We start from the raw sequence: 19371 nt of genomic DNA, 5'->3' as shown, positions 1-19371 counted from the left end.
GCCCCGCTTCGTCCTGCCGTCAGATACGCACGCCGCCCTGGATCACCCGGAGGTCCGCGGCGTTCGCCTCGGTGACCTTCCAGAGTTCCTGCTGCCTGCCGTGCACATCGGCGACCGTCGCCGCGTGGTCGTCCAGCAGCCCCGCCGCCCGCTCCACGAGCCGCGCCCCGAGGTGCCGGTCGTGGACGGAGATGCCCCACTCCGGGCGGTCGATGTCGGACAGGAAGTACGCCATCTTCGGGTGCGAGATCAGGCTGATGATCGGCGTACCGCAGCCGAACGGGATCATCCCCGCGTGCCCGCGCATCCCGATGACCAGCTTGGTCCGGGCGTACGTGGACCGGATCTCGTCGCATTCGAAGTCGTACATCGGGATCACCGGCAGCGAGATGCCGTGCTCGCGCCGCAGGTCGAACGCGATCCGCTCGTCGTCCAGCGAATGCGCCACGCACTTCACCTCGGCGCGCTTGCCGAGTTCCTTCACCGCGGTGGCCATCTCGGCGAGGAAGTGCCTGTAGTCGTGGCCGAAGCGGAGCCCGGACCGGTCGTACGCGGCGTTGATCAGCACGGTGTTCTCGCGCTGTGCGGGGTCGGTCCAGCCGCGGACCAGCTGCCGGGTGACCGTGGTCGGGCAGGGCTGGAAGCGGACCTTGTCGTGCAGCGACGGCGGCAGGAGCTCGCGGACCTTCTCGATGGAGCCGTGGTTGCGCAGCCCGAAGAACGAGGCGCGCTCCACCAGCTTCCGCAGGGAGGAGAGGAACCGGTCCCGGCCGTGGCCGTACGCCTGGCCGTCGAAGGCGTTGAACCCGACGGCGTACACCATGACGGGTACGTCGATCCGCTCCAGCAGCTCGTCGGGGACGTTCCACTGCCAGCCGCTGTTGCCGTTCGGCGCGGTGTCCGGGATGAAGAGGCCGCCGCCGCCGATGACCAGTCCGCGCCGGGCGTTGACCCGCTCCAGCGCGGCCTCGTCGAAGAGCCGGTGGGCGTGGATCGAGTGCCAGCGGGCCGGGCCGGTGTCCTGGCCGAACGCCAGCCGGACGCTCTCCGGGAGGAGCTTGTCCCCGGCGTTGCCCTGCCGGTCCATGTAGAAGGCGACATGCGCGAGCTGCTCGGCCGCCGGTCCCTCCACGGGGGTGGACACGTCCTTGGTGCGCTTGTACATCAGCCGGTTCGCCCGGTGGGTCGGGTCGACGCCGAGCCCTTCGATCGCGTACGCCGCCGCCGTGGCGTCGTCGCCGTGGATCCAGGCGATCTGGGCGAGCCGCGCGAAGGACGTCGCGGCCCGGTTGGGGGCGGCGGTCGCGAGGAGGAGCTGGGCGCGGGCCTCCTCGTAACGGGAGACGCTCATCAGCGCGTGGCCGAGCACCTCGTGCGGCCAGGCGTCGTCGACGGGTATCCGGACGGCACCGAGCAGGTCGGCCGCCTCCTGGTACTCACCGGCGGCGATGTGCGCGGCGGCGACCCGGCGGGCGCTCTCCGGGTCGGCGGTACGGCGCACGTGCGGAGTCCCGTAGTGCACCAGCAGGTCGTGGTGCTTGGTGCCGGGCAGCGCGAGGTACGCGGCGTGGAACTCGGCGTCGGGCAGCTCGAACTCGCGCCAGCGGTCCTCGGCCTGGCCGTAGCCGGCCTCGCCGCCCTGCCAGGGCTTGTGCCGCCCGGTGAAGTGCAGGATCGCGGTGGTGTCGGGCACCGGGAGGTCGCCGGAGAGCCGCCGCTTGACGAAGTTGTAGCGGGCGTCGAGCTGCACGAAGTCGCCGTCCAGGACAGCGTTCAGGATGCCCTGGTCGTGCTTGTCGAGCTCGTACGTGCCCGCGCGGCCGACCTCGTCGATCTTCGCGCAGAACTCGTCGCTCAGGTACTCGCGCTGGATGACCAGCAGCCCGCTGTTGAGCTTGTGCTGCCCGAAGAAGAACTGCGGTACGGCGGCCAGGCCGTCGCGCAGCTGCAGCAGTTCGCCGAGGTCGCCGAGGACCACCATGTCGGTGTCCAGAGTGATCACGGTGTCGTAGTCGCGCACCCGGAACACGTCGAGGATGAAGTACGCCTTGCGGACCAGGTAGTTGTCCTGGTCGCCCTTGGCGTACGAGTCGTAGTGCTCGGCGTCCACCCGGCGGAAGTCGATGCGCGGGTGCAGCGCCCGGATCTGGGCGACGGAGGCGGGGCGCAGTCCGTCGTGCAGGACGATGAAGTCCTCGCAGACGCCGGGGTTGGACAGGGCGAGGCTGCGCAGCAGGGCCAGGAAGCCGGGCAGGTAGTTCTCGTCCACGAAGCTCGCGAAGGCGACGCGGCGCTTGCCGGTGAGCGCGTTCGCGGGGGCGGGGGTCCGGGGCGCGGGCACGCGTGCCTGCGCGGTGGTCGTGGTGGGCGTCGTCATCGCAGACTGATCCTCATATCGGTGACGCTCTGGGCGCGTTCCATGACCCACGCCTTTTCGCTGGTGTACTCGTGCACGGAGGTGATGGGCATCTTCATCGCGGCAGGCAGGCGGTAGGCGCCGCTCTCGTAGAAGTCGAAGCCGATCAGGTCGAGCTGCGAGCTGACGTCCAGGTAGTCCAGCAGCCACAGCATGTTGAAGCCACTGGTGGGGATCGCCGGCCAGACGTCGGTGCCGACCTTGCCGATGTCGCGCAGCGGCCAGCGCAGCGATTCGTCGCCGAGGTACTTCTGGGCGCCGGGTACGAGCCGGTTGCGCAGCGAGTACTTCCAGTCGCCGGAGAGCCCTCCGAAGACCAGCCGGGTGTGGACCTTCCGGTCCCAGTTGAAGCCGTGCTTGTGGATGGTGGCGTGGATGTCGGTGCGCTTGCCGGTCGCCGACGGGTCGATCCTGTACGAGTTGAAGCGGACGACCAGGTCGTACGCATCGATCTCGGCCCCCATCGAACTGCTTCCGACACGCTGCGAGTTCGCGATCAGACAGATCGACTTGCCCGCTATCCGGTTTCGGAACTCGCCGAGCGTGGTCCATTCGACGTCGCCGAAGGTGGGGTCGCCGATCGGGCCGCGCATCCGGGTCCGGCGCTGCTCGGCGTAGAGCGCGATCAGGTCGGTGAGGACCGCGAGGTCGGTGGGACCGGTAAGACTGCCGGCGCCGCTGCCCGCCAGCCCGCCGGCCTCCATCGCGAGGCCCAGGTACTGGGACGCGGCCTCCTGGATCTCCGGCACCGGGGCTCCGGCCCGGTCCTGGGTGAGCAGCGCGCCGATCAGCCGGGGCCGGGCCGCATGCCAGTCGCCGCGCGCCTGCAGCTCCAGGCCTTCGGCCCAGGATTCGGTGACGGACCGGCCGGTGAACTCGCCGGCTTCCGGGCAGTCGCGCTCCAGCTTCCGCAGGAGCTCGTCCTGGCGCTCGGCGCCGGCCCGCAGGCCGGCGATCTTCGCCGCCACACCGAAGCCGTCCTCGTCGGTGAGCCCGAGGTAGCGCTCGTACGCCTCGACCGCGGCGTTCTCCGCCCCCATCGCCTCCAGCGTCCGGGCCCGCAACCGCCAGCCGGCGCGGGAGCGCCTGCGCTGGGTGAGCACGGTGTCGGTGATGAGGATCGCGAGCTTCAGCTCGTCCTCGTAACCGCAGTCCAGCGCCTTGTTGCCGACCGCGAGCAGCGGATCGAGCAGTGCGTCGCCGAGCACGAGCGAGGATCCTGTCCCGCTCCTGCCCGGGCGCCGCAGCAGCGGGAGCGGGGAGGCCGCGGCGGCCGTCTGCTCCATGGTGGCGTGGGTGGCCAGCAGGTTCCTGAGCGCCTCCGCAAGCGCCGTACGCCGCCGGTCGAGCCCGGCGACCAGCTTCCCGCTGTGCGCGGCACAGGCGCGCAGGCAGGTCTCCAGTTCCGTCGGGAGGACGGCGGCGAGGTGGGACGTCCCGCCTTCGGGCGGGGCCGAGTCCTCCGCGTCACGTTGCCGTGGCCAGCGGGTGCGGGCTTTCGTCATGGCGCTCCAAGCGTCTGGTGCCCGTGGGGGGAAGGGGGCGTGAGAAGGGGTACGGATGTTCGGCGACCGTGTGAGGTTCCGTAGCACGCTAAGAAACCTGAGCGGCCGCGAGATGAACTCGCCCTGTCAGCACAGGAAACTGCTCCCTTCCCGCCCGTTCCGGAGCCATCTGCGCCCTAGCCTGACCCTTCGCCGCTGTTGGAAGGGACGTCAGTGACCATCACTCCGGAGATGCCGGGCAGGACGATCGAGCGGGTTTCCACCGCCCGCGCGCAGGTGGGGCCCCGGTCACCGCAGCCGCGCGCCGCACCCCGGCTGCGGGCCCTCGACGGGCTGCGGCTGGTCGCCGCGCTGATGGTCGCGGCGTACCACTACGGGGGGCGGGGCGGTGAGATCACCACGGCGTGGGGAGTCTCCGCCGCTTCCCTGTTCCCGTCCGCCCACACATGGTTCGCCTACGGCTGTCTCGGTGTGCAGATCTTCTTCGTCATCAGCGGCTTCGTGATCTGCATGAGCGGCTGGGGCCGTTCGCTCGCGTCGTTCTTCGCCTCGCGGGCGGCCAGGCTGCTGCCCGCGTACTGGGCGTCGGTCGTCCTCGTGACCCTGGTCTTCGCACTGCCGACGGTGGCGTACGAGGCGGTCTCGCCCAGCGACGCACTGGTCAACCTGACGCTGCTGCAGCAGCCGCTGGGCGTGGACCGGGTGCTGGGCGTGTGCTGGACGCTGTGGGCGGAGATCCGGTTCTACGCCCTGTTCGCCGTGTGCGTCGTCCTGCCGGGGGCCAACCGGCGACGGATCGTCCTGTTCTGCGCCGCGTGGACCCTGGCAGCGGCGCTCGGCAAGGCATCCGGCGAGCCGCTGCTCGACGTGGTCCTGATGCCGGCGTACGCCCCGTTCTTCATAGGCGGCATCGGGCTCTACCTGGTCCACCGCAACCGGCGGGACGCCACGGCCTGGGGCATCGTCGGCGTCAGCTGGCTGCTCGGCCAGCACTCCGCGGTGGCCGATCTGTGGCATCCGGCGGGCCCGCACGCCTTCTCGTACCGCTCGTCACTGGTCATCATCGCCGTCGTGACCGCCGGTTTCGCCGCCGTCGCCGCCATCGCACTGGGCGCCCTGGCCCGCTTCGACCACCGGTGGCTGACCGTCGCCGGAGCACTGACGTACCCCTTCTACCTGATCCACGAGCATCTGGGCTGGGTGGCGGTGGACATGCTCCATCAGCGCCTCGGGGTTCCCGCGTGGGCGACGGCGGTTCTCACGGTGGTCCTGATGCTGGCGCTGGCCTGGTTGCTGCACCGGTACGTGGAGCGGTGGCTCACACCGCGGCTGCGCAGATCGCTGACGGGCGGTGCGGGCCGCCCGGCCTGACCACCGCCCGACGCACCCCGTACCGCGCCTCGATCCCCGCGATGATCAACCGCGGGCCGTCCTCGAACCGTTCGTCGACGCGTTCCGCGGACCGCACTTCACACTGCCGGCCGTCGGCACGGACGCCGGACTGCCCGCGCTCGGCGTCTCGGCGAGGCACGACAGCGGTGAACGGGCCGCCCGTCCGCCTCACACGCTGCTGAGCGAGAGCTTCGCCGCGAACCCGAGGAACAGCACACCCGCCGCCGAAGTGGCCCCGGCCGACAGCCGCTTGCGGCGGCGGAACGCGGCGGACAGCCGGGTGCCGCCGAATATCAGCGCCGACAGGTAGAGGAAGCTCGCGATCTGCAGCAGCGTCCCCAGCAGCAGGAAGGACAGCGCCGGATAGGCGTACCCGGGGTCGACGAACTGCACGAAGAAGGAGATCAGGAAGAGGATCGCCTTCGGGTTGAAGAGGCTCACCACCAGCGCCCGCCGGTACGGCCGCTCCACCGCCCCGGCCGCCGTCGTCGTTCCGTCCGGTCCGGCGGCCTCGTCCGTCAGCTCGGCGATCTGCCGGTGCCGCTCGCGCCACATGGACGCCGCGGCCCGCAGCATGCCGATCGCCAGCCAGGTCAGATAGCCCGCGCCCGCGTACTTGACGACGGCGAAGAGCACCGGCGTCGTCTGCAGCAGGGAGGCGGCGCCGAGCGCGGAGAGCGTCATCAGCACGGTGTCACCGGTCCACACACCGGCAGCCGCCACATACCCGGTCCGCACACCGCGGCGGGCGGCGACGGAGAGCACGTACAACGAGTTGGGCCCCGGCAGCAGAACAATCAGCACAAGGCCGACAAGATAGGTCGGAAGATCAGTGACACCCAGCATGAACAGGAGTGTCGCACGGGGGTACGACACTCCGTCCAGGTGTCTCGGAGGGCGGTACGGGGCTCAGCCTTCGCCGTCGAGCGGGCGGGAGAACATCCGCGAAGCAGGCGGACCCCCGCTCAGAAGGCGTCCGTCGGCACGTACGTCCCCCACACCTCCCGCAACGCGTTGCAGACTTCGCCGACCGTCGCCCGCGCCGCCAGCGCGTCCTTCATCGGGTAGAGGACGTTGTCCGTCCCCTCGGCCGCCTTCTTCAGCCGCCCCAGCGCCTCGTCGACGGCGGCCTGGTCCCGTTCGGCTCGGAGCTTCGTCAGCCGGGCCGCCTGCTGGGCCTCGATCGCCGGGTCGACGCGGAGCGGCTCGTACGGCTCCTCCTCGTCGAGCTGGAAGCGGTTGACGCCGACGACGACGCGCTCCCCGCTGTCCGTCTCCAGGGCGATGCGGTAGGCGCTGCGTTCGATCTCGTTCTTCTGGAAGCCCCGCTCGATGGCGTTGACCGCGCCGCCCATGTCCTCGACCTTGCCCATCAGCTCCAGGGCAGCGGCTTCGACGTCGTCCGTCATCTTCTCGACGACGTACGAACCCGCGAACGGGTCGACCGTGGCGGTGACGTCCGTTTCGTACGCCAGGACCTGCTGGGTACGGAGCGCGAGCCGGGCGGACTTGTCGGTCGGCAGGGCGATCGCCTCGTCGAACGAGTTGGTGTGCAGCGACTGCGTGCCGCCGAGGACCGCGCCCAGCCCCTGGACCGCGACGCGCACCAGGTTGACCTCGGGCTGCTGCGCGGTGAGCTGGACGCCCGCGGTCTGGGTGTGGAAGCGGAGCATCAGCGACTTGGGGCTCGATGCGCCGAACTCCTCCTTCATGACCCGGGCCCAGATCCGGCGGGCGGCACGGAACTTGGCGACCTCTTCCAGGATGGTCGTACGGGCGACGAAGAAGAAGGAGAGACGCGGGGCGAAGTCGTCGACGTCCATGCCCGCCGCGACGGCGGTACGGACGTACTCGATGCCGTCCGCGAGGGTGAACGCGATCTCCTGCGCGGGCGAGGCTCCGGCCTCCGCCATGTGGTAGCCGGAGATCGAGATGGTGTTCCACTTCGGGATCTCGGCCTTGCAGTACTTGAAGATGTCGGCGATCAGCCGCAGCGAGGGCTTGGGCGGGAAGATGTAGGTGCCGCGGGCGATGTACTCCTTGAGGACGTCGTTCTGGATGGTGCCGGTCAGCCTGTCCGCCGGGACGCCCTGCTCCTCGCCGACCAGCTGGTAGAGGAGGAGCAGCAGGGCGGCGGGGGCATTGATCGTCATGGACGTGGAGACCTTGTCCAGCGGGATCCCGCCGAACAGCACCCGCATGTCGTCGATCGAGTCGATCGCCACCCCGACCTTGCCGACCTCGCCGGACGCGATCGGCGCATCGGAGTCGTGACCCATCTGGGTGGGCAGGTCGAAGGCGACGGAGAGACCCATCGTGCCGTTGGCGATCAGCTGCTTGTAACGGGCGTTGGACTCGGAGGCCGTGCCGAAGCCGGCGTACTGCCGCATCGTCCACGGCCGGCCGGTGTACATCGTGGGGTACACGCCGCGCGTGAAGGGGTAGGCACCGGGCTCTCCCAGTTTGTCGTCGGCGTTCCACCCGTCGAGTGCGTCCGGCCCGTACACCGGCTCGATGGGCAGTCCCGACTCCGACTCGCGCGTCATCTGCTGTGCCTCCCACTGAAGCTACTAACTGGTAACCAACGATCCTCGCGACGGACTGTAGCGGCGGCCGCGCGACCGGTGGAGGGGCACCGGCTGGGACCTTGCTCACAGGGTGCGTCCTACGGCCTTCGCCACCGCACTCACCATCATGCGCGGGCTTTGGCAACCGGGCAGAGCGGGAATCCGTCCCAAGAGGGAACGAAGGAATCAGGGGGCCAAGGATGATGCGGATACAGAGAACCCGGCACGGCCGAGGAACAGCACACCGGGCCGGCGCCACGGCGGTGACCGCCGTCGTCGTCCTGACGCTGGCCGCCACGACCGCGGGCTGCCAGGCGCATGCCTCCGGCGGTTCCGCGGCGAAGCCCTCGTCCCCGCCGAGGACCTCCGCCCCGGCGACCGACGACGCCAAGCCCGCCGCGACCCCCTCGCCGTCGACCGCCGCGCCCTCGCCGTCGGTTTCCGCCGCACCGAAGCCCGCTCCGCAGGGCAGGACGCTGATGGCGACCGGCTCCGAGGGCAAGCAGGTACGGGAGCTGCAGGCCCGGCTCCGTCAGATCGGCCACTTCGACCGCAGCCCGACGGGCTACTACGGGACGCTCACCGTCGCCGCCGTGCAGTCCTTCCAGGGCAAGCGCGGTCTGTCCCGCACGGGCCGAACGGACACCCTCACCTGGCAGAAGCTGGTCGCCATGACGCGGAAGCCGACGGCGGCCGAGCTGAACCCGCCGACCTCCCGGCCTGCCGCCAGGCCCGACAAGCGCTGCATGACCGGGCGGGTGCTCTGCATCAGCAAGAACAGTCGGACCCTGTCGTGGATGATCGACGGCCGGGTCGTCTCCTCGATGGATGTGCGGTTCGGCTCGCAGTACACGCCGACCCGCGAAGGCACCTTCGCCATCTACTGGAAGTCCCGGCACCACGTGTCGACGATCTATCACACGGCCATGCCGTACGCGATGTTCTTCAGCGGCGGTCAGGCGGTGCACTACTCGGCGGACTTCGCGGCCCGCGGCTACACCGGCGCGTCGCACGGCTGCGTGAACGTCCGGGACGAGGGGAAGATCGCCGCCCTCTTCGACCAGGTGCGCAACGGCGACAAGGTCGTCATCTACTGGTGAGCGGAGGTGGGGAAAGGGGGCGCGGGCGGGACCGGGGGAACGTGTCCCGCCCGCGCCAGGTGCGCTGAGCCGAAGGTACGGGGGGAACCCCGGCTCTGTGCGCTGCCGATGACCAGTCGGCTCACTCTCTACTGCGTCAACGGGCCGAAAAGTGTCACACCCGGGGCGAGCGGAGCGGCCGGAACGGCTCAGCCGTCGGCCGAGGCGGCCTGAGCCGTGACCGTGGCCGTGGCCGTCGGGGAGGCGGCACCGGTCGGGGACGCCGGGGCGGACGGGGACGCCGGGGCCGGGGTACCGGGTGCGAACCAGAGCGACTGGCGCGCGTTCGCACTGCCGTCGGCCCGGTCCGCTGCGCCTGCCTCGTCCGCGTCTGAACCGTTCTGCTTGTCGGCGCCGTTCCCCTGATCCTGGTCGCCCTCGTCACCGGCCTCGTCGAGCATCCGCTGACAGAACCGGTCCAGGTTGGCGGCGCCGTCGGCCAGCTTTTCGAGACGGCGTCTGCGGGCGTCGTCGAGCTTGCCGTCGCGGTAGTCGCGGCACGCCTTGAGAGTCCGGGCGGACCAGACACCCGACGTGTCGTCCTGACCACCGCCGGGCGTGCCCCTGCTGTCGGTCGCGTCCGGGGAACGGAGGCCGTCGCTCCCGCCGTTCCGGGCGCCGCTCCCGTCCGGCGATCCCGCAGTGCCGGACGTGCCGTCACGGTCGTCCTTGCCCTGGTGGGTTCCCTCGGATGAATCCGGGGACGTGTTCACGTCCGGCGATCCCGACGGCGGGGCGGTCGTCCTGCCGGACGCGTCCCCGGAGCCCAGTTCCTCCGGAACCGCGGACGCCGATACCGAGGAGGCCGGCAGCGGGTCGGCGTGTTTGCCGAACGGACCGGGAAGCACGCCCGCGCCTGCCGCGACCGCCACCCCACCGAGCGCGCAGCCGGCGAGGGAGGCGGCAAGACCGAAACGGACGGGACGGCTCCAGCGCGGCGCACGCGTGCGGCTGCCCTGGGAGGCCGCGGGACCGATGCGTACCGGTCCCAGCGTCTTCGGTCCGCTGTCCTTCGCGGCGTGTCCCGCCGACCGGACGTCCGCCGGAACCGTCGCCCGCGTCCCTGCGCGCAGGGCTGTCCGGAACGCGGCCAGTGCCGCGGCCTCGCCCGGCAGTTCACCTGCGGCCGGGCGGGCACTGCGGGCAGCAGCGTCCAGCGCGGCCACGAGCCGTTCGGCGTCGGCGCGCGCATGGCCCTCGCCGGGATCGACCGGTTCGCCGCGGAGCAGTCGCTCCGCCGCGTCCCTGTCAAGCCATGCGTCCTGCTCGTCGGCCATCACATGTCCTTCTGCGTCCACGAACGCGAATCCGTCACACCGGCGGACGCCGCCAGACCGGTCCGGGAAAGGCGCTGCGTGGGTACGGCGCCGAGTTCCGCCGCATGACCTGCCGCGCTCCCGTGCGGCAGAAATCCCCGCGACACGTCCTCTTCGCCACCGTCGTCGTCACTGTCCGCGCGGAGCAGCTCCGCCAGCCGTTTCAGTCCACGGTGCGCGGCGGTGCGTACCGCTCCCGGCCGCTTGCCCAGCGTCTGCGCCGCGCTCTTCGCATCCAGGCCGACCACCACGCGCAGCACGACGGCCTCGGCCTGATCCTGCGGCAGTTGGGCGATGAGGGACATGGTACGCCCGGTGGCCAGGGCCTCGATCGCCTCGTCGGCGGTGTCGGACTCGGCCGGTTTCTCCGACAGTTCGGTCTCGTCGCCGCCGATCGCGGGGCGCCTGCCGCGCATTCGCACATGGTCGAGAGCCCGGTTGCGGGCAATCCGCGCCGCCCAGCCGCGGAACCGGTCGGCGTCCCCGCTGAACCGGTGGAGGTCGCGCGCTATCTGCAGCCAGGACTCGGACGCCACATCCTCGGCGTCCGGCTCCCCCACCAGCGTTCGTATGTAGCCCAGCAGCCGCGGCTGCACAGCGCGGTACACAGAACGGAAGGCGTCCTCGTCCCCGTCCTGCGCCGCGAGCACCGCGGCGGTCAGTTCCGCGTCGTCCCCCAGCACTCCCTCAACCCGCCCTGCTGTCCTGAATCGCAGCTGGTCACCACTACCGCGCCACCCTGCGCGCCTCAGCACGCTACGTCCTTCGCGGGGGCCGCGTCCATGACTTGTACAACCGGCAACGTTCCCGGACACAGTGAGGTGTGACAGAAAACGCACTCACGACGCTGAAAGGAGTACGGGGTCGTCCTGCGGCCCCGCGGAAGACGACCGGGGCCTCTCCTGTGGGGGGTGGCGGCCCCGGTCGTCTTCGTTCTTCCGGGGAATCCCCCGGGGCCACCCGGTGTGCGCCGCCCGCTCAGTGGCCGAAGAGCGCCCGGCAGCCGGGGACTTCGTCCGACCGGTGAGGGGCGGTTCCTCCGCCGGTGTGCCGGACCGCCGGTGTCCTTCGTCCGGGCTTCCGGGCGACCGCACCCTTCCCCTCCGGGGTGGGGCGCACCGGTGGACGCCTCGCGAATCCGAGGCTCGCCGCACACAGTCCAGGCAGTCGTGAACCGTCGCACACCGGACGGGCCTGCCGTTCCTCGATCGCCGGGCGGGCTCGCGATCAAGGCCCGGCCGGCGATCGAGGGCGCCTTCAACGCCCGGCGACGGAGGACGGAACGGTCACCGGACGGGCCCGGTCACGCCCCGTCCGGCCCGCGCCCCCGCGCCCTCCGCGCCGTCGCCGCGCGCAGCACTCGCTGCCCCTCCGTCGACACGTCCAGCACCTGGCGCAGGCCCGCAGTCCCCGTACCGGAATCCGCAAGCATCTCCAGGATGCGGATCTGGCGGCGTACTTCCCCGGCCACCAGCGGTCCCGCCTCCTCCGGACCGCCCTCGCGGCAGCGCCTCAGCACGTCCACCCCGGCACCGGGCGTCGGGTCCTGTTCGAGGTGGACCTCCAGGGCCAGCAGCGAGCACGCGTCCGCCCACTCCCGGAGGCCCGGAGCCGCCCGGTCCGCGGGCGCGTGGGCGAGCAGCTGCCGTATCTGCGTCCGCGTCTCCGCGCCCTTCGCACCGTCCAGCGCCTGGCGCGCCTCCGCGAGGCGGTCCGGCCACGCCTCACCGTCCGCGCAACCGGCCCAGAGCGGACGCAGCGGATCCGGTTCGGCGCCCTCGGCGGGCTGGGGCAGGCATCGGTCGAGGCAGGCGATCCCGCTCGCGACCAGCCCCCGCTCGTCGGCGGCAGCGATCAGTTCCAGCAGGCTCATCGGCTTCTCCCCGTCGGCCTGTCCCCGTACGGGTCCGCACGGGGACGCGGCGCTTCCCGCTGCCGCATACCGCTTTCAGCGCCGAATGGCTCAAAATCGTCACTGCTGGAGTCTGAAATCGCACCCTTCAGCGGGTCCGTCCCTCGTCGAGTCCTCGATGGGTTCGTCCTCAGCTGAGCGGATACACGCCCAGCGCCGCCCGCTCCCCCTGCATACGGGTCAGCTTGCGTACGAAGAGGATCGCGAGGACCGCGGCCACGATGGAGAACGCATCCGCTACCAGCATCCGGCCGGCCGCGTCCATGATCTCCTGCACCTCCTCGGCCTTCATGTACTGCTGGGAGGCGTACCGCGAGAAGAGCGACGAGCAGACCCACGCCCCCCACCACAGATTGACCGGGGCCGCGGAGACCGTCCGCCAGCTGCCGTCGGTGTTGGTCTGGGCGCTCGCGGTCCAGATGCCGCCCGCGATCCGACGCGGCAGCACCAGGTTGGCGAACGGGACGAACCAGGCGCCGACCGCCCACCCGGGCTTCATCTGCTGCATGCTCGCGTCGAACACCTCGGCGTTCAGCCGCACCCGGCGGAACCAGAGGATGAAGACGACGCCGGTGGCCAGCAGCACCAGGAGCTGAAGGACCCCGGAGGCCGCGTAGAGGTTGTCGGCGCGATCCGCCTCGGCGTCGTCGATCGTGGCGAGGCCGTTGTCCAGCACATCGCCGAGCAGGCTGCGGATGTTCAGCCCCGCAAGCACGGCCAGCAGGTCGGACACGGCGGCGACCACGAGCAGGATGACGACGGCCCTCGCGAGCCCGTCGGGTGAGCGCAGCTGCTGCTGCGGTGACGAGAAGGGCGGGGCCGCAGGCATCGGCGCCGACGCCCCGTCCGGCCCGGCACACAGGATGCAGCGCCCGTCCGCGGTGACCGGCGGTCTGACTCGGCAGATAGAGCACAGCATGAAGTGGCCCCCAGGGTTCCGAAACTTGCCGCAGGAACGCGCGCCCCTCCCGGAGCGCGCGGCAAGCGGAATGTAGCCCCGGCCCACCGGGCTGTCCATCGAGATCCGGTGCGGCCGCCCGCTCAGCCCGCCTTGTCGATCGTCGCGGCCAACGCCTGGAACTGACCCCAGCTCAGCGTCGGCCTTCTCGGATCCCACAGCTTCTGGGCCGTGGCCCGCAACGGCATCCGGATCCCCGCCGCCACCTGCGCCGGGGTCTGCGCCTGCGGCAGGTCGCCCCAGACCGCGAACCGGCCGCCCAGGATCTGCTTCGAGTAGCGGGCCGGTACCGGCTGCGTGCCGCGCAGGACGAGCGGGGTCCACTGTTCGTAAATCCGCTTCCCGGTCGGGTAGACGAATGCATTGGGCTGGCCGAGCACGTAATAGAGGAACTCGTCGTTGAGGTTGACCAGGCGCCGGCCCTCGCTCAGATACTCCTCCGGCGGCCGGGCACCGTACTCCTTGCCCGTCCAGTACTCGACCTCGATGTTCTTGTCGGCCTGGACGACTCCGCCGCGGAAGAAGCCGTCGTTCCAGGCCTTCGGCTGCTGCCCGTGCGGGCGCACCACTGCCGCGCGGTCGTTGAGCCAACCGGTGGCGAGGTCCTTGATCCCGGCGGCCGGTCCGTACTTCTGCTGGGCGGCGCGCTGGAGCTGCGGGTACGAGGCGGCCGGGTCCTTCACCATCAGCGCGCGGTACTCGTCCCCGCCCAGGTGCCAGTACGCGCCGCCGAAGAGTTCGGCGAACTCGCCGATCAGCTGGTCGACGAGTTTCGCCGCGCCCGGGTCGGAGATGTCGATCGATCCGATCGAGCGCACGCCCGCCGCGTTGCGCAGCTGGAGCTCCGGGTGGGCGCGCAGGACGGCGCCCAGGTGGCCCGGGGAGTCGATCTCGGGGACCACGTCGATGTGCAGCCGGCCCGCGAGGGCGAGGATCTGACGGACCTCCGTCTTGGTGAGGTGCTGGGGCGACACCACCTCGGGGTGGGTGTCGGACTGGATCCGGAACGCCTGGTCGTCGGAGAAGTGCAGGCCGAGCTGGTTGAGCTTGAGGTCGGCCATGTCGCGCAGCCGGTCCTCGATCCAGCCGACGGTGTAGTACTTGCGCGCGATGTCGAGGTTGAGTCCGCGCTGCGGCCGGTCGGGACGGTCGCGCACCTCGCCCTCGGGCATCACGCCGTCGGCGCGCAGGGACTGCTTCAGCGTGCGGGTTCCGTAGAAGACACCCGCCTGGTCGGGGCCGGTGATGACGACCCGCCGGTCGTGGGTCTTCAGGGTGTACGACTCGGGGGCCCCGCCACCCGGGGCGCCGAGGGCCAGCTCGACATCGCCCGCACGGGCCGGGACGGCGCCCCGGTAACGGATCTTCAGCTCCTTGGCGAGCAGCTGCGCCTCGTCCGCGAGCGGACCACTGCCGTTGGCGATCACGACGGTGCTGGTCGGGCCCGGCCGCCAGCCGGGGCCGCGGGCGGCGATGTGCTCACGCACGGCGGGGATGGCCCGGGGCGCCGTGGAGAGCGGGTAACTGCGGGTCGGCGAGGGAGTGAGGGAGGCGTGCGAGGGGGCGCTGGCCATGGACGCCTCCCCCGGGGGGCCGGTGTCCGCACCTTCCGGCCAGACGACGACGGCGATCGTCACGGCGGCTGCCGCGACGAGGGCCGCACCGGCCGCGAGGGCTCCGCGCGAGGGCGACATCGGTCAGAAACCTCCGGTTGAGGCGGGCAAAAAAGAAGAAGTAAGGAGATAGCCGGGCATTCTCCTCGAAGAAACGTCCATCAGTCGTACCGAAACTCTCCCTTCCGGGTGAAATTCGTGCATCCGTCGCACGGCCGTTGCCCGGCCCCGATAGCGTTGGGCACATTCGTCTCTCCCTTCACCCTGCATCTCCCTGGTCTCCGGTCCCCCTCACTGCACCAGGCTCACAGAGATGCCGATGTTTCGAGGAGTCCCACGCTGTCCAGGCCCAGCGAGTCCCACGCCGGCCTCCCGGAACCACCGCAGCGGCGGGTCGGCCCGCCCGCGCTCCCCGCCCAGAACTGCGGCCCGGCCCCGGCTTGCCTCAGCACCCGCCCCCTCGGCCTCGACCGGTTCAACACCGCACCCACCGCCGACGCCGAAGCCGCCCTGCTCCGCTGCTGCGGCAGTCCCCGCTGGGCGCTGCGGCTGGCCGCCCACCGCCCGTACCCCGATCTGGACGCCCTCCTCGCCGCCGCGGACGAGGCGGGGTACGACATGGCGCCCGCGGATCTCGCCGAGGCGCTCGCCGCCGAGGTCTCCCCGGGACTGCACCACGCCGCACCGCACTCCGCGCATCTCGCGCTGAGCGCCGCGCACGCCGCGTACGAGAGCCGCTTCGGCCATGTCTTCGTGATCTGCCTCGACGCCTTCCGCCCCGCCGAGCACCCGGACCAGGTGCTGGCCGGCATCCGGGCCAGGCTGGGCCACGACCCCGACGAGGAGCGGGTGGTCACGGCGGACGAGATGCGCCGGCTCGCCCGGGGCCGCATCATCGAGCTGGTGACGGGCGCCGGACGGGCATGATCCGAACGAAAGGGCCTAGCCCGTCCGTGCCTGTTTCATTGCCACTTTGATCACACCAGAGGCCCCGGCGCGAGCGAACCGACAAACCGTCGCTACGATGGCCGGGGCCGGTGGACCGTACCCGGCCGGGTCAGACCGACAGTCAAGCCGGCCGACCCCAATCCCCGCTCCCGGAGGGTTCTTCCGTGCCGGCTGGAACGCTGTACCGCGGCCGGGAAGGCATGTGGTCGTGGGTGGCTCATCGAGTCACCGGTGTCCTCATTTTCTTCTTCCTGTTCGTACACGTCCTGGACACCGCTCTCGTCCGCGTCTCCCCCGAGGCCTACGACAACGTCGTGGCCACGTACAAGACCTGGCCTGTTGCGCTCCTCGAATACGGCCTGGTGGCCGCCATTCTCTTCCACGCGCTGAACGGTCTCCGTATCGTCGCCGTGGACTTCTGGGCCAAGGGCCCGCGCTACCAGAAGCAGATGCTCTGGTCCGCCATGGGCATCTGGATCGTGCTGATGGTCGGGGCCGTGTACCCCGTCCTCGGCCACGCCGCACGCGCAGTCTTCGGGAGCTGAGGCCAATGTCCACCGAGTCCTCCGCGATCGGCGCCGTCGAAGGCGTCAGCCTCTACGACGTCGACCACCCGGCCCCGGTCATCGAGCCCCCGCGCAAGCGGACGGGCAAGACCCCCAAGGGTTCGCGCACCAACTTCGAGATGTACGCCTGGCTCTTCATGCGCCTGTCGGGCATCGTGCTCGTCGTCCTGGTCATCGGCCACCTGCTGATCCAGCTCGTGCTGGACGGCGGTGTCTCCAAGATCGGCTTCGCCTTCGTGGCGGGCCGCTGGGCCTCGCCGTTCTGGCAGGTCTGGGACCTGACGATGCTGTGGCTGGCCATGCTGCACGGCGCCAACGGCCTCCGTACGGTCATCAACGACTACGCCGAACGGGACAACACCCGCTTCTGGCTGAAGATGCTGCTGTACACCGCCACGGTGTTCACCGTCCTGCTGGGCACGCTGGTGATCTTCACCTTCGACCCGAACATCCGCTAGGCGCCGGGCCAGAGGGACCAGAGGAAATCATGCAGATCCACAAGTACGACACCGTCATCGTCGGCGCAGGCGGCGCCGGCATGCGCGCGGCCATCGAGTCGACGAAGCGCAGCCGTACCGCCGTGCTCACGAAGCTGTACCCGACCCGCTCCCACACGGGCGCCGCGCAGGGCGGCATGGCCGCCGCGCTCGCCAACGTGGAGGAGGACAACTGGGAGTGGCACACCTTCGACACGATCAAGGGCGGCGACTACCTGGTCGACCAGGACGCCGCCGAGATCCTGGCGAAGGAGGCCATCGACTCCGTTCTCGACCTGGAGAAGATGGGCCTGCCGTTCAACCGCACGCCCGAGGGCAAGATCGACCAGCGTCGCTTCGGCGGCCACAGCCGTAACCACGGCGAGGCCCCGGTCCGCCGGTCCTGCTACGCCTCGGACCGCACCGGCCACATGATCCTCCAGACGCTGTACCAGAACTGCGTCAAGGAGGGTGTGGAGTTCTTCAACGAGTTCTACGTCCTGGACCTGCTGCTGCAGGAGGTCGACGGGGTCAAGAAGTCCTCGGGCGTCGTCGCGTACGAGCTGGCGACCGGCGAGATCCACATCTTCCAGGCGAAGGCGATCATCTTCGCCTCCGGCGGCACCGGCAAGTTCTTCAAGGTGACGTCGAACGCCCACACCCTGACCGGTGACGGCCAGGCCGCCGCGTACCGCCGCGGGCTGCCGCTGGAGGACATGGAGTTCTTCCAGTTCCACCCGACGGGCATCTGGCGCATGGGCATCCTGCTGACGGAGGGCGCCCGTGGTGAGGGCGGCATCCTCCGCAACAAGGACGGCGAGCGCTTCATGGAGAAGTACGCGCCCGTCATGAAGGACCTCGCGTCCCGTGACGTCGTGTCCCGCTCCATCTACACGGAGATCCGTGAGGGCCGCGGCTGCGGTCCCGAGGGCGACCACGTCTACCTCGACCTCACGCACCTGCCGCCGGAGCAGCTGGACGCGAAGCTCCCGGACATCACCGAGTTCGCGCGCACGTACCTCGGCATCGAGCCCTACACGGACCCGATCCCGATCCAGCCGACCGCGCACTACGCCATGGGCGGCATCCCGACCAACGTCGAGGGCGAGGTGCTGGCCGACAACACCACCGTCGTCCCGGGCCTGTACGCCGCCGGCGAGGTCGCGTGCGTCTCCGTGCACGGCGCCAACCGTCTGGGCACCAACTCGCTGCTCGACATCAACGTCTTCGGACGCCGGTCGGGCATCGCCGCCGCCGAGTACTCGGCGAAGAACGACTTCGTCGCGCTTCCCGAGAACCCGGCACAGATGGTCATCGACCAGGTCGAGCGGCTGCGCAACTCGACGGGCACCGAGCGTGTCGCGACGCTCCGTCTGGAGCTGCAGGAGTGCATGGACGCCAATGTGATGGTGTTCCGTACCGAGCAGACCATCAAGACGGCCGTCGACAAGATCGCCGAGCTGCGCAAGCGCTACCTGAACGTGTCCATTCAGGACAAGGGCAAGCGGTTCAACACGGACCTCCTGGAGGCCATCGAGCTGGGCAACCTGCTCGACCTGGCCGAGGTCATGGCGACCTCCGCGCTGGCCCGTAAGGAGTCCCGCGGCGGTCACTACCGCGAGGACTACCCGAACCGCGACGACGTCAACTTCATGCGCCACACCATGGCGTACCGCGAGGTCGCCGACGACGGCACCGAGTCGATCCGGCTCGACTACAAGCCGGTCGTCCAGACCCGCTACCAGCCGATGGAGCGTAAGTACTGATGGCTACCCCGACTCTGGACAAGGTGGAGGCGGAGTCCGCCGCCTCCCCGTACATCACGGTCACCTTCCGGATCCGCCGCTTCAACCCCGAGGTCTCCGACGAGGCCCAGTGGCAGGACTTCCAGATCGAGATCGACCCGAAGGAGCGTGTCCTCGACGCCCTTCACAAGATCAAGTGGGACACCGACGGCACCCTGACGTTCCGCCGTTCCTGCGCCCACGGCATCTGCGGCTCCGACGCGATGCGGATCAACGGCAAGAACAGGCTCGCCTGCAAGACGCTGATCAAGGACATCAACCCGGAGAAGCCGATCACGGTCGAGGCCATAAAGGGCCTCACGGTCCTCAAGGACCTCGTGGTCGACATGGACCCGTTCTTCCAGGCGTACCGCGACGTCATGCCGTTCCTCATCACCAAGGGGAACGAGCCGACGCGTGAGCGTCTGCAGTCCGCCGAGGACCGCGAGCGGTTCGACGACACCACCAAGTGCATCCTGTGCGCCGCGTGCACCTCGTCGTGCCCGGTGTTCTGGAACGACGGCCAGTACTTCGGCCCGGCGGCGATCGTCAACGCGCACCGCTTCATCTTCGACTCGCGTGACGAGGGCGGCGAGCAGCGCCTGGAGATCCTCAACGACCGTGACGGTGTGTGGCGTTGCCGCACCACCTTCAACTGCACGGACGCGTGCCCGCGTGGCATCGAGGTCACCAAGGCGATCCAGGAAGTGAAGCGCGCGCTGATCACGCGTCGCTTCTGACCCTTCCGGTACGCCAGTTGCACAGGAGGCCCCGCTTTT

At 70.3% G+C, this 19371-nt stretch carries 16 protein-coding genes; 7 read left to right on the top strand and 9 right to left on the bottom strand.

Features of this window, described 5'->3' with window-relative positions:
• Window positions 1-19: 19 nt before the first annotated feature.
• Window positions 20-2377, bottom strand: coding sequence for a glycosyltransferase (locus ACFU6I_RS27575; protein WP_384371552.1), 2358 nt, complete (start codon window positions 2375-2377; stop codon window positions 20-22).
• A complete protein-coding gene (locus ACFU6I_RS27570) occupies window positions 2374-3921 on the bottom strand; it encodes a hypothetical protein (RefSeq protein WP_384371550.1) in 1548 nt (515 codons plus the stop codon). Before ACFU6I_RS27570 ends, ACFU6I_RS27575 begins: the two co-directional genes overlap by 4 nt.
• A 231-nt stretch (window positions 3922-4152) precedes the next feature.
• Between ACFU6I_RS27570 and ACFU6I_RS27565 the strand changes: the two genes are divergently transcribed.
• Complete coding sequence (locus ACFU6I_RS27565) at window positions 4153-5292, top strand: acyltransferase family protein (RefSeq protein ID WP_384371564.1); 1140 nt, start codon at window positions 4153-4155, stop codon at window positions 5290-5292.
• Between the two features lie 189 nt (window positions 5293-5481).
• Here ACFU6I_RS27565 and leuE read toward each other — a convergent pair whose 3' ends face one another.
• Both leuE and ACFU6I_RS27555 read right to left on the bottom strand, forming a co-directional pair.
• On the bottom strand, window positions 5482-6159 hold the full coding sequence (gene leuE, locus ACFU6I_RS27560; RefSeq protein ID WP_384371548.1) for a leucine efflux protein LeuE: 678 nt from the start codon (window positions 6157-6159) through the stop codon (window positions 5482-5484).
• Window positions 6160-6278: 119 nt separating this feature from the next.
• On the bottom strand, window positions 6279-7859 hold the full coding sequence (locus ACFU6I_RS27555) for a methylmalonyl-CoA mutase (protein ID WP_384371546.1): 1581 nt from the start codon (window positions 7857-7859) through the stop codon (window positions 6279-6281).
• A gap of 224 nt (window positions 7860-8083) precedes the next feature.
• Between ACFU6I_RS27555 and ACFU6I_RS27550 the strand changes: the two genes are divergently transcribed.
• Window positions 8084-8980 (top strand): L,D-transpeptidase family protein, encoded by an 897-nt coding sequence (locus ACFU6I_RS27550; protein ID WP_384371562.1) that lies wholly within the window; start codon window positions 8084-8086, stop codon window positions 8978-8980.
• Window positions 8981-9168: 188 nt separating this feature from the next.
• Here the strand turns inward: ACFU6I_RS27550 and ACFU6I_RS27545 are convergent, their stop codons facing one another.
• The 5 genes from ACFU6I_RS27545 to ACFU6I_RS27525 form a co-directional block, all read right to left on the bottom strand.
• Window positions 9169-10296, bottom strand: coding sequence for a hypothetical protein (locus ACFU6I_RS27545; RefSeq protein ID WP_384371544.1), 1128 nt, complete (start codon window positions 10294-10296; stop codon window positions 9169-9171).
• Window positions 10296-11018, bottom strand: a complete 723-nt coding sequence (locus tag ACFU6I_RS27540) for an RNA polymerase sigma factor (RefSeq protein ID WP_384371542.1) — start codon at window positions 11016-11018, stop codon at window positions 10296-10298. Before ACFU6I_RS27540 ends, ACFU6I_RS27545 begins: the two co-directional genes overlap by 1 nt.
• A 620-nt stretch (window positions 11019-11638) precedes the next feature.
• Window positions 11639-12208: a hypothetical protein gene (locus ACFU6I_RS27535; protein WP_384371540.1), complete on the bottom strand. Its 570-nt coding sequence runs from the start codon at window positions 12206-12208 to the stop codon at window positions 11639-11641.
• 169 nt (window positions 12209-12377) lie between these two features.
• On the bottom strand, window positions 12378-13076 hold the full coding sequence (locus tag ACFU6I_RS27530; RefSeq protein ID WP_384371538.1) for a DUF4328 domain-containing protein: 699 nt from the start codon (window positions 13074-13076) through the stop codon (window positions 12378-12380).
• A 212-nt stretch (window positions 13077-13288) separates the two neighbouring features.
• Window positions 13289-14899: a glycoside hydrolase family 20 protein gene (locus ACFU6I_RS27525; RefSeq protein ID WP_384371536.1), complete on the bottom strand. Its 1611-nt coding sequence runs from the start codon at window positions 14897-14899 to the stop codon at window positions 13289-13291.
• A 213-nt stretch (window positions 14900-15112) separates the two neighbouring features.
• Here ACFU6I_RS27525 and ACFU6I_RS27520 point away from each other — a divergent pair, with 213 nt between their 5' ends.
• The 5 genes from ACFU6I_RS27520 (at window position 15113) to ACFU6I_RS27500 (ending at window position 19332) form a co-directional block, all read left to right on the top strand.
• Window positions 15113-15745, top strand: a complete 633-nt coding sequence (locus tag ACFU6I_RS27520) for a 2-oxo-4-hydroxy-4-carboxy-5-ureidoimidazoline decarboxylase (RefSeq protein WP_384371560.1) — start codon at window positions 15113-15115, stop codon at window positions 15743-15745.
• Window positions 15746-15930: 185 nt separating this feature from the next.
• The gene (gene sdhC / locus ACFU6I_RS27515) at window positions 15931-16311 is read left to right on the top strand and encodes a succinate dehydrogenase, cytochrome b556 subunit (RefSeq protein WP_384371534.1); all 381 of its coding nucleotides are present in this window, start codon (window positions 15931-15933) and stop codon (window positions 16309-16311) included.
• Between the two features lie 5 nt (window positions 16312-16316).
• Complete coding sequence (locus ACFU6I_RS27510; RefSeq protein ID WP_345515111.1) at window positions 16317-16790, top strand: succinate dehydrogenase hydrophobic membrane anchor subunit; 474 nt, start codon at window positions 16317-16319, stop codon at window positions 16788-16790.
• Window positions 16791-16819: 29 nt separating this feature from the next.
• Window positions 16820-18574: a succinate dehydrogenase flavoprotein subunit gene (sdhA, locus tag ACFU6I_RS27505; RefSeq protein WP_384371532.1), complete on the top strand. Its 1755-nt coding sequence runs from the start codon at window positions 16820-16822 to the stop codon at window positions 18572-18574.
• Complete coding sequence (locus ACFU6I_RS27500) at window positions 18574-19332, top strand: succinate dehydrogenase iron-sulfur subunit (RefSeq protein WP_327244728.1); 759 nt, start codon at window positions 18574-18576, stop codon at window positions 19330-19332. The genes sdhA and ACFU6I_RS27500 overlap by 1 nt, the downstream gene beginning before the upstream one ends.
• Window positions 19333-19371: the final 39 nt, after the last annotated feature.

Origin of the sequence: Streptomyces sp. NPDC057486 (genome assembly GCF_042802415.1) — a bacterium.
GTDB classification, from domain to species: Bacteria; Actinomycetota; Actinomycetes; order Streptomycetales; family Streptomycetaceae; genus Streptomyces; species Streptomyces yanii.
Note: the sequence above shows the minus strand (reverse complement) of the source record. Positions and strands in the feature narration are given on the sequence as shown.

Coding starts and splice junctions, on each gene's coding strand:
- ACFU6I_RS27575 (WP_384371552.1), bottom strand. CDS start 2,377: ATGACGACGCCCACCACGACCACCGCGCAGGCACGCGTGCCCGCGCCC.
- ACFU6I_RS27570 (WP_384371550.1), bottom strand. CDS start 3,921: ATGACGAAAGCCCGCACCCGCTGGCCACGGCAACGTGACGCGGAGGAC.
- ACFU6I_RS27565 (WP_384371564.1), top strand. CDS start 4,153: ATGCCGGGCAGGACGATCGAGCGGGTTTCCACCGCCCGCGCGCAGGTG.
- leuE (WP_384371548.1), bottom strand. CDS start 6,159: ATGCTGGGTGTCACTGATCTTCCGACCTATCTTGTCGGCCTTGTGCTG.
- ACFU6I_RS27555 (WP_384371546.1), bottom strand. CDS start 7,859: ATGACGCGCGAGTCGGAGTCGGGACTGCCCATCGAGCCGGTGTACGGG.
- ACFU6I_RS27550 (WP_384371562.1), top strand. CDS start 8,084: ATGCGGATACAGAGAACCCGGCACGGCCGAGGAACAGCACACCGGGCC.
- ACFU6I_RS27545 (WP_384371544.1), bottom strand. CDS start 10,296: ATGGCCGACGAGCAGGACGCATGGCTTGACAGGGACGCGGCGGAGCGA.
- ACFU6I_RS27535 (WP_384371540.1), bottom strand. CDS start 12,208: ATGAGCCTGCTGGAACTGATCGCTGCCGCCGACGAGCGGGGGCTGGTC.
- ACFU6I_RS27530 (WP_384371538.1), bottom strand. CDS start 13,076: ATGCCTGCGGCCCCGCCCTTCTCGTCACCGCAGCAGCAGCTGCGCTCA.
- ACFU6I_RS27525 (WP_384371536.1), bottom strand. CDS start 14,899: ATGTCGCCCTCGCGCGGAGCCCTCGCGGCCGGTGCGGCCCTCGTCGCG.
- ACFU6I_RS27510 (WP_345515111.1), top strand. CDS start 16,317: ATGTCCACCGAGTCCTCCGCGATCGGCGCCGTCGAAGGCGTCAGCCTC.
- sdhA (WP_384371532.1), top strand. CDS start 16,820: ATGCAGATCCACAAGTACGACACCGTCATCGTCGGCGCAGGCGGCGCC.
- ACFU6I_RS27500 (WP_327244728.1), top strand. CDS start 18,574: ATGGCTACCCCGACTCTGGACAAGGTGGAGGCGGAGTCCGCCGCCTCC.